Genomic DNA, 13,567 nt, shown 5'->3' on the forward strand with positions numbered 1-13,567 from the left:
CGAGATGAGGAAGTATGACATCCTCTCACCAAACATGAAGGCGAGGGTATTGGTTAAAACTTTCACGTTCACGGGAAAACCTTAAAAGAGGCCCTTACTAACCCCGTTCACGAACCAAAAATCCTTCTGGAGGGATTCAAAATGAGGGAGATAGTTGAGAGGGTTAAGGCCAGAACGAGCATCCCCGTTTACGAGAGGACGATAGAGAACGTCCTTTCGGCGATTCAGGCCAGCAGTGACGTGTGGCGCATCGTGGACCTCAGCGAGGAACCGCTCCCGCTCGTCGTGGCGGTTCTTGAGGCGCTCCACGAGCTCGGCCACATAGCCTTTGACGGCCCGAACGTCATTCTCACCGAGAGCGGTAAACAGCTTGTCGAGAAGTACGGAATCGGGCCGAGGAGGGACTACACCTGCTCCCACTGCGAGGGCAAGACCGTCGAGCTTTCAGCGTTCAGCGACCTGCTCGAGCAGTTCAAGGAGATAGTCAAGGACAGGCCCCAGCCGAAGCACGACTTCGACCAGGCCTACGTCACCCCGGAGACGACCGTCGCGAGAGTCGCTCTGATGCACAGCAGGGGTGACCTTGAGAACAAGGAGGTCTTTGTTCTGGGCGACGACGACCTCACGAGCGTTGCTCTGATGCTCTCGGGCCTCCCCAAGAGGATAGCGGTCCTCGACATTGACGAGAGGCTCATGAAGTTCATCGAGAAGACTGCTGACGAGCTCGGCTATTCCGACATCGAAATATTCACCTTCGACCTTCGCGAGCCACTTCCCGACTACGCGCTCCACAAGTTCGACACCTTCATCACCGACCCGCCCGAAACCGTTGACGCAATAAGGGCCTTCGTCGGAAGGGGAATCGCGACCCTCAAGGGCCCCGGTTGCGCCGGCTACTTCGGCATAACGAGGCGCGAGAGCTCCCTCGACAAGTGGCGCGAGATTCAGCGCTTGCTCCTCAACGAGTTCAACGTCGTCATAACTGACATCATCAGGAACTTCAACGAGTACGTCAACTGGGGCTACGAGGAGGAAACGCGCGCCTGGAAGCTCCTCCCCGTCAAGGTCAAGCCGTCCTACAACTGGTACAAGAGCTACATGTTCAGGATTCAGACCCTTGAGGGCTCGAAGGGCTTCGAGGAGAGGATTACCGTCGGCGACGAGCTCTACAACGACGAAGAGGCTTCTACAACCTGATTTTCCTTTAATTCTCTTTTCTGGAAGTTGCTTTTATGCAGAATCAACAAATTGGAAACGAAAGGCAAAAACTCAGCGCTTCTTCCAGACCGCTATCGCGACCAGGAGGAGTGCACCTGCGAGGGCAATGTAAACGTAGTTAATGCTTCTCCCGTTTTCCCTGGCAACTGCTTTGAAGCCGTTTACCTCCCTGGCCATTACTGTGAGAGGGCTTTTTGAGGGATAAATCACGACGTAGCCGTCCAGACCGTTTGTGCATACCCTTCCCGTGGTGTTGCCGAGGTAGGTCGAGTTCTTAATGAGCAGGAACGTTGCGTTCGCAAGAACGACCGCCGTTCCGTTGGTTTCGGGCTCTGGAATATCGGCGTAGAGAAGCGACCTTAGGAACGCGGTGCCCCTCTCGTATATCTCAGTTTCGGTTAGGTCTGCCTCCTGGAGGGCCCAGAGAACCTTGGCCGTGGAGGTTATACCTGCTATCGAGCCCTGGGTGTATGGAAAGGCCCCGTTGGGATACTGTCTATCCTTCAGGATTTTGAGGGTCTCGTTCAGCTCTCTTTCCATTCCGAACTCTTTGAAGACAATCACCGCGTAGGCGAAGTAGTAGGTGGGCACGTTGTAGTAAACCGGGTTCCCGGTCTTCGCCTCGGTGGTTTCGAGCATCCATGTAAGGTTCTCGCTGAGGTAGCGGAGCGAGGAGCTGTAGTTGTAGCTCACGTTTAACCCTTTGAAAACCCAGACGACGTACTCGGTGTTGTAGAAGTCCCTCCACACCCCGTCTCTCTCGGTTGAGAGGAGGTAGCTGACCTCTTCACTGTAATCCTCGCCGAGAAGGGATTTGACCCTCGCGAGCTCGGCCACCTGCCAGGGAAGCAGACCGGAGAGGTTTGAGGGCAGTGAAGGAGTTCTGTTGCAGGTTAAGTAGTAGTCCGCGAGTACAACCTCCTCCCAGTTGCTTCCGGGCGTGATTTTCTGAAGGTAGGGGCACGCGATTGTTCTCATCTCCGAAAAACCGTTGACCTTTGAAACGCTCAGGAGGTCGAGAACGCGGTAGTGCAGGGTTCCCCAGAAGCCAAAGTGCTCCCTTTCGATGAGCTCCTTCCGGTATTTCTCGTTTCCAGTTGCGTAGAGGGCCATTGCAATTGAGAGCGTGTCGTTGAAGTCGTCATCCAGTTCCACCCTTTTACCCAAGTAGGCCAGAGCAAAGGCCCGATAGGCTTTCAGCCTTCCCTCGACCTTCATCTTTTCGAGGTCCTCCGTGTCCCCTAGGGCGAGGTAACCAAAAATCCTTTCAACGTCGTTCTCTGGCTTTGCCGAGAGGAGGTAGCCCTCGCCCCTGCTTATCGCTTCCTGTACCTGCTTCTTGAAACCGATGAGTTTGTCGTTGATGTAGTTTCCCTTCAGGAACTCCTTGAGGGCCAGAACCGCCAGTGACGTTCCTAGGTAGTCCTCCCATGAGCCGTCGGGGTTCTGCTTGTAGATAAGCCAGTAGGCGGCGCTGTTTATCGTTGAGTTGTACCTGCCCCTCGCTATCCTCTCTCCCCTCATCAGCGCCATCATGGCCATGGCCGTGTACTTGGCCTCGTGCTCTTCCCCGTACTTGTATCCCCAGGAGTCAAAGGGAGTTCTCAGCGCCATGAGCCACTCGCATCCCTCAAGAACGCGCGCATAATCGGCGGTTTCATAGAGGGCCAGAACGGCAAAGGCGGTCTCGGGAACCGTTGGGGTGTAAACGTAGGGCTGGATTTTAGCGCTCGCGGGAACGGATGACGCCATGAGCGCGAGGATGAAAACCACTGCCAGAACCTTCTTCCTCATGGAACCACCCCAGAAAAAGAGGGAGAATGGAGTTAAAAATCAACCGTAGTAGACCTTAACGTCGAGCTGGTAGCTGGCGGTCCAGTAGTAGGTGTTGTAGGCATAGACGAGGAAGTACCAGGTTCCCGGAGCGGGGTTGCTGTACTCAACGTGCTCGCTTGAGCCGTAGTTCTCGGAGCGGTCAACGAGGTTCTTGTTCGGGTCGTAGAGATAGAGGTCGAGGTCGTCGTAGCTGCTTCCGCTGAGGTCGCCGGTTATCTTGGTGGCACCGCTGTTAACGGTCATCTGGTGGACGTTGTAGTCGTGGTAGCTGACGCTTCCGGTGAAGGTCTTCTCATCGACGGTTGGCTGCGGCTCGGGCTGTGGCGCGGGCTCGGTTCCTCCGTTGTCACCGCTGCTCGGCTGGCCAAGGCTACCGTCGCTGACGACGTCAACCTGGTAGTTGGCGCTTCCGGAGTAGCTGACGACCTTGAGCGTCCAGGTTCCAGCGCTCGGGTTGTAGTAGCCGACCTTTTCGAAGCCGTAGTAGGCGGTGTAGGAGTAGTCCACCTGGTTGCCGTTCGGGTCGTAGAGATAGAGGTCGAGGTCGCTCTTGGAGTTGTCCCAGTAGAGGGTCGCGGTGACGAAGGAGGCTCCGCTTATGGTGAACTGGTGGGTTGCGCTTCCCTTGTCTGCAACGTAGCCGGTGAAGGTGAGCTTGGCGTAGCTGTCGTAGTGGGCAGCCTTGTAGGCGTTGACCCTACCGGCACCGTATGCGATGTCGGCAATCTCGTCGGGCTTGACTATGTCTGCGGTCTCAATGAGGGCCTTCTTGACTTGGTCAGGAGTCCAGCTCGGGTGGGCCTGGAGGATGAGGGCGGAGATTCCAGCGACGTGCGGGGTGGCCATCGAAGTTCCCGGAGCGGCAACGTAGTAGTCGCCTATGGTGACGTCGGTGAGCTGGGTTCCGCTGGCACGCGCGGCGATAATCCAGTTGCCCGGAGCGACGACCTCGGGCTTGAGCCTTCCATCGGCGGTGGGACCCCTGCTGGAGAAGTCGGTTATAACGTCGTTCTTGTCAACGGCGCCGACTGTGATAACCTTGCTGGCCGCGGCAGGGGAACCAACGGTGTACTTGTCAGGCCCGCTGTTTCCGGCGGCAACACAGACGACTATTCCCGCATCCCAGGCGTTGTTGACGGCCTGGCTGAGGGAGTCGGTACCGTCGGAACTCTGGCTTGAGCCGAGTGAGAGGTTGATGACCTTGATTCCGTACTTGTCCTTGTTCTCGACGGCCCAGTCAACACCTGCTATTATGTCGGATATGCTTCCCGAGCCGTCGGCACCGAGAACCTTAATGCCGACGAGCTTCGCTCCAGGGGCCATTCCCTTGTACTTTCCGTTGCTTGCGGCACCGGTTCCGGCCGCTATGCTGGCGACGTGGGTTCCGTGGCCCTGGTCGTCATAGGGGGTAGTTTTTCCGTTGACGAAGTCCTTCCAGCCGATGACCTTGCCCTGAAGGTCGGGGTGGGAGGCGTCGATACCGGTGTCTATGATGGCTATGGTTATTCCTGAGCCATCGTAGCCGAGGTTCCACATGTTGGTGGCCATAACCTGGGCGGCGGATTCGTCAAGACCCTCTGTATCAACGGCTACCTGAACCTTGTAGTCCTCCTGGATGAACTTGATTCCAGACATCTGGCTGTTGCCGAAGAAGCCCGTATCAATCATGCCCGCGATGAGAAGAAGGTCATGAACCTTGAGCTTGACCGCTACTGCGGGTATGACGTTGTACTTGTACTTTATTTTAGTGCCCATAAGCTTGAGAACCTGAACCGCCTTCCTCTGGTCGTAGCTGTTGTCGAACATTATGACTACGTTGACCTCCTTGTTCCAGTCCATGTTCTGAACCTTCTTAAAGAGGCCAGGTGTGAGGAGACCGTAGTTCTTCTCCTGATAGGTGTTCCTAACTGGTACCGGCTTGGAAGGCGCGGCAAAGACGCTACCCGCCATTAAACCAACAAGTAGCAGTGCAACCACTACCATACCCCACTTCTTCATGGTGGCACCTCCTTGTACAGTATGCCCATTATATGGGCATCCTAGACGTTGAATGGTCTTTAGTTAAAAACTTTGCGCAACAATATACTTTTCGTATCAGTACATTGGCTCAATGTACATGTATTGGTCACACTATTGCAAAAATCCGTAACTAAATGCACGGTATAACCGATGAATATTCTACAAAATCGACTCAGATTCAAGCCAAAAGAAACAACATGCCCTCGTGCGGAGTAATCAAAGCAAAAAAGAATATGTAACAAATTGGAAAAATTACAACTCGTCCAGGCCGAGCTCCTTGAGCTTCTCCTCAGGTATCTTGCCGTCCTCGGTCCAGCCGCGGAACTTGTAGTACTTCGGAAGCATCAGGTGGAGCCTGACGACGTGGCCCTTGTTCGGTCCGTTCTTGACGGGCTCCTCGAGGAGCCTCTTCGGCAGGGTGTCCTCCTTGAGCGGGTCAAGGCCCGCTTTCAGGTTGAACAGCCTCTCGGCGTTCCAGATGCGCTCGCCTATCTTGAGGTACTCCTCGGTCGAGAGGTCCCAGCCGAGGGCCGCGTTGAGCATGTCGCGGTAGTCGTCGGCACCGAGACCGAAGGTGGTGAAGACACACAGACCGGCGGCGTCGATGAGCGCTGTAAGGTCCTGGAAGAGTATGACCATCTTGACCTTCTCGTCGCTTATGTCGTGCGGGTCCATCTTGTACGGGTAGCCGAGAATCTCGGGGCTAATCATGTACTGCTTGATGTGACAGCCACCGCGGTTGTTGGTGGCGTAACCGAGACCGTGGCCCTCGGCTCCACGCGGGTCGTAAGCCGGAAGCTCCTGCTTCTTGACACCCATGAAGTACTCGACGCCGTTGTACATCTCGGCGAGCCTGTAGCCACCCTCGGCCAGCTTGTCACCGAAGCCCTCTCTCTTGGCAATCTTCTCGATGTAGTAGTGGAGCACCTCCGTGTTGCCCCACCTGAAGGGCGGAGCGTCCTCGCCGAGGTCCTCCTGCTTGAGCAGGCCCTTCTCGTAGAGCTCCATGGCAGTTGCCAAAGTTCCACCGAGGCTTATGGTGTCCATACCGTACTCATCGGCAAGGTGGTTGGCCTCGATGATGCTCGCGAGGTCGTTTATGCCGTTGTGAGCTCCCAAAGCCCAGATGCTCTCGTACTCCGGTCCCTCGGTGATGCCGAGCGTTGGAAGCCTGTTAACCCTTCCACAGCCGATTGGACAGGCGTAACAGGGCTTGTTTCTGACGAGGTACTTGGCGGCCATAGCTTCACCGCTCTGCTCCTCCGCGTACTCGAACTGGCTGTACTGGAAGTTCCTCGTCGGGTAAAGGCCGTTCTGGTTGATTATGTTGACGAGAACTGCTGTTCCGTACTTGGGCAGTCCACCGCCGGCAGTTGGGTCGTTCCTGAGCTTGTCGGTCTTCTCCTTGACGACGCTCGTGAACTTCGCCCTGTCGGCAACTTCAACGCGCTTGTGACCGCGGACGACTATCGCTTTAAGCTTCTTGCTTCCCATGACCGCTCCAACGCCACCCCTACCGGCGGCACGGTGCTCGTCGTTCATCACAGCGGCAAAGCGGACGAGGTTTTCGCCGGCAGGTCCTATGAGGGCCGCACGTATGCGCTTGTCGCCTATCTCCTCCTTGAGGGCCGCCTCTGTCTCGCTTGAGGTCTTGCCCCAGAGGTGGCTAGCGTCGCGAATCTCTACGCTCTCGTCGTTGATGTAGATGTAAACCGGGTGGTCGGAAGCGCCTTCAACTATTATCGCGTCCCAGCCCGCGAACTTGAGCTCCGCTCCGAAGAAGCCGCCGGAGTTGGCCATTGCAATGTATCCCGTCAGCGGGCTCTTGGTTATCACCATGTACCTTCCGCCCGTTGGAGCGGTGGTTCCGGTCAACGGACCGGTGGCAAAAATCATCTTGTTATCTGGACTGAACGGGTCAACGGTCGGGTCCATCTCCTTGAGGAGGTAGTATATGCCGAATCCCCTCGTGCCGAGCCACTTCTTGGCGAACTTCTCATCGAAGTGCTCTTCCTTTATGGTTCCATCGGTCAGGTTCACCCTCAGAATCTTACCCCAGTAGGCGTACATACTTCGATGCCTCCAAACGCTTTGTGAATCATTTTTGTACATTGATGCTAATAAACTTGACGAAAGCAAAAAAAGGGAACAAGAATGGACATCGAAAGCACATCTGTTTAACTACCAGAAGCCCTTCATACCCTTCTCCGGAATCGGGCAGAGCACTATTCTCCTTGCCCAAAGACAGTCCGCACAGCTCGGCGTGTTGCCCCAGCAGTCGTAGTTGGTGTCCTGCACGAAGGAGCAGGACTCGTTCAGCGGGCAGTCGGTGCAGCTCGGATAGAGGGCGTTTTTGACAACGTAGCGGAACCAGCTGTATTCCCTGCTCGTCCATATCTCCGCCAGGCTCTTCTCGCGGACGTTGCCGAAGGAGTGAGCGTAGACCTTCTTCTCCCTGCCGAAGACTATCTCGGGATAGGTGTGGAGGAAGCGGTAGCAGGGAGCAACTTCGCCATCCCAGCGGACGACGGCCACCTTTTTGTCAACGAACTCGCACTTTCTCTCTGTCCTCAGGGAGAACTCGGCTATCTTGTGGAGGTAGCCGTGATATATCGCTTCCAGCTTGTCAACGATGGGCTTCATGTCAACGGAACCGTCGTAGACTATCAGCTCCGCGTGCTCCTTGGTGATTGGAATCAGGTTTGAGATGAGCAAAGTGTCAACGCCGAGGGAACCGACGTAGTGAGCTATCTCGGGCAGTTCCTTGTAGTTCTCCTTGGTCGCAACCACCTCGACGCCGATGTGGGGAACGTCGCTTCCGAGCTTCTTCTTTACCTCCTGAATCTTCCTTATGCGCGAGCTGGTGTAGTCTGGCTTTATGTGGCCGATGTCAACCGGCTGAGTCGGCACGGAGTCAATGGAGAAGTATATGAGGTCGAGGCCGAGCTTCACCAGCTCTTCGATGCGCTTGTCGGTGAGGAGGAAGCCGTTGGTGCTTATTCCAAGGGCGAAACCGCGCTTTTTGACCTCTCGCGCCATGTCCATGAAGCGCGGATGAACGGTCGGCTCTCCGATTCCGCCGAAGTAAATCATTTCGAGCTCGGGAAGCTCTTCGGCGTCGTCGAGAATCTTGAGGAACAGCTCCCAGTCCATGTCGCCCTCGGGGTCGTCCCAGTACTGCTTGAAGCACATCTCACAGCGAAGGTTACAGCGGTTGGTTATCTCTATGTAGAGGTAGTGGATGTCCGGCTTCTTGGGGATTAGAACCTTGTAGTCCGACAAATCGAAAAGGTGGTAGTTCTCCATATTCGACACCTAAGGGAGGGGTTAAGCGGAACCGCTTATAACGGTTGGTGGGCAGAAGTGGGTAAGGAGCAAAGCTTATAAGGGCTCCCCCAGTTATCCCGTCGGGATGGGCCGGTAGCTCAGCCTGGTTAGAGCGCGGGGCTTTTAACCCCGTGGCCGCGGGTTCGAATCCCGCCCGGCCCGCCATCGAAACTTTTGCCAAGCAAAAGTTTCATCAAAGTTTGTGATTCTCTCTTTGAGTTGCTGTTCTTTGAGTGGATTTCTTTTTGAGTTTGCTTCTTTGGAGAGTGAATTCATTTGAGTGCGCCTTTGTAGATGGGTTCAAGCCTTTTTTGCGCTCCTTTGGAGCGCGGTTCAAGCAGAACCCGGGTGAAAATGCCTTAGTCCAGTGGATTCAATATCTCAAATACCCGTCGATTTTAAAATCCCCTGCAAAGAAACCTTAAAGAGGAATCACGAACCTTGGTCAAACTTCGCGTAGGCGAACAAGCTTTAAGAAAGCTTGACCAAACAAGTGCCCTTCTCCCCAAAGAGCAAGAAGTCACTCGTGCACTCTCGAATTGGGAAATTCAACACGAGTTTAGCATTAAAGGAGCCCCTTGAACTAGTTTCAACTCATTTTTGGCGTCCTTCGGACGCCTTCTCAGAGTGAAACACTCACCAAAGAGCAAATCAAAAGAAACTCCCCCACAATTGTTGAATTTCAAAAAGGCACATCAACTTCCGCCAGCGCTTTCGTCAGAAAGGGCTGCAATGGTGGGGCCGCCGAGATTTGAACTCGGGTCTCCGGCTCCCGAAGCCGGAAGGATAGACCAAGCTACCCCACGGCCCCATGCCCGCTCTTAAGGACTTCGCAGGGCTTATAAAGTTTACGGACTACTACGGCGGGGTGTGTGGAGTGAAGGTCAGCGTCATCGTCCCAACGTACAACGAGCGCGATAACCTTCCCGAGCTCTTCGAGAGGATTTCAAAGGCGCTAAAAGGCTACGATTACGAGATAATCGTAGTTGACGACGACTCTCCCGACGAAACCTGGAAGCTCGCCGAGGAGCTCTCGAAGGATTATCCCGTTAAGGTAATCAGGAGAACCGACGAGAAGGGCCTCTCATCCGCTGTAATAAGGGGGTTTAAGGAAGCAACAGGCGACGTTTTCGTCGTGATGGATGCGGATTTACAGCACCCTCCTGAAGTCATCCCCGAGCTTCTGAAGGCGATAGAGGAAGGTGCTGACATCGCGATAGCCAGCAGATACGTTCCAGGGGGCGGTGTTAAGAACTGGTACTGGTACAGAAAGCTCATCTCGAAGGGCGCCATAATGCTCGGCCGCCTCGCCCTCCCCAAAATCCGGGACGTTAAAGACCCCGTGAGCGGTTTCTTTGCCCTCAGGCGGGAGGTTGTAGAGGGCGTTGAGCTGAACCCGGTTGGCTTCAAAATCCTCATGGAGATTCTAATCAAGGGCAACTACCGGAAGGTTGTGGAGGTTCCCTTCGTCTTCGGCCTGAGGAAGGCCGGCGAGAGCAAGCTGAGCGGGAAGACGATGCTGAACTACCTCAGACACCTCTACCGGCTCATGCGCTGGGAGGGCGAGCTCGACAGGCTGATAAAGTTCTCGCTCGTGGGTCTCTCCGGAGTCCTCGTCAACGAGGGCTTCCTCTGGCTCTTCGTTCACCTCGGCCTCAACCGCTACGTTGCCAACATCCCTGCAACGGAGCTCGCGATACTCAACAACTTCCTGTGGAACGACCTGTGGACATTCAAAGACCTCAAGAGAAAGCCCCTCTGGAAGAGACTTGTCAGCTTCCACGTCGCGGCCTTGACCGGCGCCGTTGTCCAGTGGGCGATATACGTGCCCCTCGTGTGGCTCGGCCTGCACTACCTCATAGCCAACCTGATAGGCATCGGTGCCTCCTTCGTCGTCCGCTTCGCCGTCAACAGGCACGTCACGTGGGGTTGAACGTTCCACGATGGTTAACCTTTAATACTGGCTTTTCTCTAATTTTACGGGGGTGCGCGGAAAATGTACGTAGGCGAGCTACTCAAGGGACTCGACAGACTGCCAACGGGCGTCCCGGGGCTCGACAACTTAATCGGCGGCGGCTTCCTGCCGGGCAGGGTTTACCTGATTACAGGGCCACCGGGTAGCGGTAAGACTACCCTTGGAATACAGTTCCTCGTCGAGGGTGCCAACAACGACGAGAAGGGTCTCTTCATATCGCTCTTTGAGACCCAGGACGTTATCCTGCGCGACATGCTTCGCTACAACTTCGGAATCCTTGAGCACTTCCAGTCCAAGAGGATAGCCTTCTACGACCTCGGCGAGATTCTGCTGAGCACGAACCGCGAGCTCACCTGGGACGAGCTTTTCAAGCTCCTCATCGAGATTATCAAGCGTGAGAAGGCCAAGCGCGTTGTTATTGACTCATTCAGCCTCTTCGAGTCATTCGTCAGCGACCCTGCGGGAAAGAAAAAGGCCCTCGGAAGGTTCGTCAGGCTCCTCCGCTCCCTTGAGGTCACGACCCTTCTCCTCGCCGAGATGCTCAGCTCTGAAAAGTACACAGACGAGTACTACCTTGCCGATGGGGTGATAGTGCTCCACCACTTCATGCGCAACTACCAGATGGTCAGGGCGCTCCAGATACTCAAGATGCGCGGCGTTCCGCACGACAGCAACCTGAAGAGGCTTCGCTTCACGACAGACGGAATAAGGGTCTATCCGGAGGCCCCGCTATGACCGAGGAGAAAAAGAACCTCCTGAAGGAGGCATATCAGTTCGGCTACTTCGTTGGCTTCAGGGGCCACAGCGAGTGGGCGGAGTGGGTGAGGCAGAAGAGGGAGGAGCTCTATCAGAGGGCTGAAGAACTCGGCATCTACGAGCTCGTCAAAGACGCCTACAGGAGAGGGAAGGAGCTCGGGAAGCGGGACAGGGAGGAGAAGCTTTACGAAAGCCTCGTGGCAAAGGTCGAACGGGAGGAGGCAAAACCCCGGCCAAAGCGCGCCGTTTCTGTAGTGGCCAGCGCCCGACCGGAGGAATCCTCCGAACTCGAGCGCGAGTACGTTGAGTTCCTTCAGAGCACGAAGCTCACGATGCCTCCGGAGCTTTTGGATACCCTTAAGCACCTCGAGCCACCGAAGATGCTCCGGCTCGGGGATTAGCCTTTTATAGTTTCTTCTCCACGTTAATACGGTGGTCTTCATGAAGTTGCCCGACGTCCGGCTCAGCCCGGAGCGCGTTCTGAAGGAGATTTCTGAGATAGCGGAGTTCCACAGGATTCAGGGCTCGCGGGAGCTCGTTGAGAGCGTCGAGATGATTAAAGAGAGGCTCGATGAGCTCGGCGTTGAGAACAGGCTTTTACGTTCCGCCTACGACGGAAAAACCTGGCACGGGACGCTGGCCTCACCAATAGCTTGGAACCCCGTTCGCGGGGAGCTGTCCTACGGCGAGAGGAAGCTGACGACGGAGGAAAGCCCGCTCCTTATAATGGCCCACTCACCCGATGGAGAGGCCAAGGCCGAACTCCTGCCGGTTTTCCGCGACGAGGACTGGGAGAAGGCCGAGGGGAAAATCGTCCTTGTTGGGAGGAACTGGAGAGACGCCTATAAAAGGGCCAACGAGGCCGGCGCCAAGGCCTTCATAGCCTACCGCGAGGGAACCGGCGAGTTCTATCCCTACATCGGCCTGTTCCTGACGAGGGACGACCTTGAGTGGGCGAAGATTCCCGCGCTGGCAGTTCCTGAGAGCGTGGCAAAGGATATGATTTCAAAATCCCTTAAAGGTGGCGTTGAGGTAAGCGTTTCCGTCCAGGTGGAAACTCCTGAAAGAGAATACCTCCCGATGCTCTACGCTACAATCGGAGAAGCCCCTTACATCGTCTTCTCGGCCCACATCTGCCACCCCAAGCCCGGGGCCAACGACAACGCGAGCGGGAGCGCGATGCTCATAGAACTCGCGAGGAAGCTCAGCGAGGCCTATAATGACTCCTTCCGCTTCGGCTTCGCCTTCCTCTGGATTCCCGAGTACCACGGCACGCAGGCCTTCTTTGAAAGGGTGAACCCTGAGGAATTCTACGCCAACGTAAACCTCGACATGGTTGCGGGAAGTTCCGACAGGAGCGGCTCAACGCTGATGCTCGTCAGAACGCCATTCTCACGCTTCTCCATTGTTTCCGGCCTGCTCGAACACTTCATCGGGCTGACCAACAGGAGGGGGAAGAGCTTCTCGGGAAGCGAGCTTCCGGCGATGGCCTTCAAAGCTTATCCCTACGAGATGGGGAGCGACCACGACATCTTTAACTTCTTCGGTGTTCCCGGAACGATGCCGATAACTTGGCCTGACAGGGTTTATCACTCGAGCGGGGACACCGTTGAGAAGGTGGGCCTTGAGACAATCGCGATAATCGGAAACGCGGTTCTGGCGGCGGCTCTTACTCTGGCAAAGGAGGACAGGGAGAAGCTGAGGCGCTTCGCGAGGGGCTACGCCATGAAGGTCCTCGGAGAGGTTTCAATGAACACCGAGACGGAGGAGAGCGAGAGACTCGTAATGAGGGGCCTCGCGAGGGATTCAAAGTTCCTCGGCTTTGAGCTCGGTTATGAGTTTGAGAGCGAACCTTGGCTCGAGTGGAAGCTCAGGGGAATCCTCAACGAGAGGCTGATTAGGCGGAACGGTGGCAACGCCGAGGAGTTCAAGAAGCTCACAGAGGACAGGAAGGTCTACGCCCAGCTTCACGAACTGCTCATGCTCTCGGAGCTGCTGCCGAAGGAGAGGGCCTTCAAAGCCCTTGAGGAGGAGTACGGCAGAGCGGATAAAGAAAAGCTTGAAAGACTCGTCAGTGTCCTTGAGGGAGCGAAAATCGTCACTCTTTCCTGAGCTCCTTCTCTATTTCGTTTATCCTCTCAAGGATGTGCCTCTTGAGGTTCTCAAGGAGCTCGCTCGGGGAAACGGCGGTGTAGGTGTAGCCGAGCCAGCCCTGCTGTATTAGCTCCCTCCTGAGCATTCCCCTGCGGTAAAGGCTGAGGACGTGCTCCCGAACGGAGCGCTCGCTTATGCCGAGCTCCTTGACTATCTCAGTAACGCGCATCGGTCTCTTCTTCTCCAGGAGCAGGCGGTAGATTCTGAGCTCGGTTTTCTTGACTCCCAGGGAGCGGAGCAGGGTTTCGAGCCTCTCGTAGACGTCGCTCATCTCTCTCACCA

At 55.7% G+C, this 13,567-nt stretch carries 10 protein-coding genes and 2 tRNA genes; 6 read left to right on the forward strand and 6 right to left on the reverse strand.

The features are described 5' to 3' along the window. Window positions 1-141: 141 nt before the first annotated feature. Window positions 142-1,197 (forward strand): N(4)-bis(aminopropyl)spermidine synthase, encoded by a 1,056-nt coding sequence (gene bpsA, locus BD01_RS09595; protein ID WP_042692442.1) that lies wholly within the window; start codon window positions 142-144, stop codon window positions 1,195-1,197. A gap of 72 nt (window positions 1,198-1,269) precedes the next feature. Here the strand turns inward: bpsA and BD01_RS09600 are convergent, their stop codons facing one another. The 4 genes from BD01_RS09600 to BD01_RS09615 all read right to left on the reverse strand — a co-directional run bounded on the left by BD01_RS09600 (window position 1,270) and on the right by BD01_RS09615 (window position 8,379). Continuing rightward, complete coding sequence (locus BD01_RS09600) at window positions 1,270-3,012, reverse strand: prenyltransferase/squalene oxidase repeat-containing protein (RefSeq protein WP_042692445.1); 1,743 nt, start codon at window positions 3,010-3,012, stop codon at window positions 1,270-1,272. A 39-nt stretch (window positions 3,013-3,051) separates the two neighbouring features. Beyond that, on the reverse strand, window positions 3,052-5,052 hold the full coding sequence (locus BD01_RS09605; RefSeq protein ID WP_042692448.1) for a S8 family serine peptidase: 2,001 nt from the start codon (window positions 5,050-5,052) through the stop codon (window positions 3,052-3,054). A 273-nt stretch (window positions 5,053-5,325) separates the two neighbouring features. Then, entirely contained in the window at window positions 5,326-7,143 is a 1,818-nt protein-coding gene (locus BD01_RS09610; protein ID WP_042692450.1) for an aldehyde ferredoxin oxidoreductase family protein, read from the reverse strand. A 111-nt stretch (window positions 7,144-7,254) separates the two neighbouring features. After that, on the reverse strand, window positions 7,255-8,379 hold the full coding sequence (locus tag BD01_RS09615) for a tungsten cofactor oxidoreductase radical SAM maturase (RefSeq protein WP_042692451.1): 1,125 nt from the start codon (window positions 8,377-8,379) through the stop codon (window positions 7,255-7,257). Between the two features lie 108 nt (window positions 8,380-8,487). On the opposite strand from BD01_RS09615, the gene BD01_RS09620 reads away from it, so the two are divergent. Continuing rightward, a tRNA-Lys gene (locus BD01_RS09620) sits at window positions 8,488-8,565 on the forward strand. A gap of 568 nt (window positions 8,566-9,133) precedes the next feature. Here the strand turns inward: BD01_RS09620 and BD01_RS09625 are convergent. Next, a tRNA-Pro gene (locus BD01_RS09625) sits at window positions 9,134-9,211 on the reverse strand. A gap of 66 nt (window positions 9,212-9,277) precedes the next feature. Between BD01_RS09625 and BD01_RS09630 the strand changes: the two genes are divergently transcribed. From BD01_RS09630 to BD01_RS09645, 4 genes are all read left to right on the forward strand, one after another. Beyond that, the gene (locus tag BD01_RS09630) at window positions 9,278-10,333 is read left to right on the forward strand and encodes a glycosyltransferase (protein WP_042693341.1); all 1,056 of its coding nucleotides are present in this window, start codon (window positions 9,278-9,280) and stop codon (window positions 10,331-10,333) included. Window positions 10,334-10,396: 63 nt separating this feature from the next. Next, window positions 10,397-11,110, forward strand: a complete 714-nt coding sequence (locus BD01_RS09635) for an RAD55 family ATPase (protein WP_042692453.1) — start codon at window positions 10,397-10,399, stop codon at window positions 11,108-11,110. After that, a complete protein-coding gene (locus BD01_RS09640) occupies window positions 11,107-11,532 on the forward strand; it encodes a hypothetical protein (protein ID WP_042692457.1) in 426 nt (141 codons plus the stop codon). Before BD01_RS09635 ends, BD01_RS09640 begins: the two co-directional genes overlap by 4 nt. A gap of 40 nt (window positions 11,533-11,572) precedes the next feature. Continuing rightward, complete coding sequence (locus BD01_RS09645) at window positions 11,573-13,243, forward strand: DUF4910 domain-containing protein (protein ID WP_042692459.1); 1,671 nt, start codon at window positions 11,573-11,575, stop codon at window positions 13,241-13,243. Here BD01_RS09645 and BD01_RS09650 read toward each other — a convergent pair. After that, window positions 13,230-13,556 (reverse strand): transcriptional regulator, encoded by a 327-nt coding sequence (locus BD01_RS09650; protein WP_042692462.1) that lies wholly within the window; start codon window positions 13,554-13,556, stop codon window positions 13,230-13,232. The two genes, BD01_RS09645 and BD01_RS09650, sit on opposite strands and share 14 nt — an antisense overlap. Window positions 13,557-13,567: the final 11 nt, after the last annotated feature.

The organism is Thermococcus nautili, from assembly GCF_000585495.1.
Classification (GTDB): domain Archaea; phylum Methanobacteriota_B; class Thermococci; order Thermococcales; family Thermococcaceae; genus Thermococcus; species Thermococcus nautili.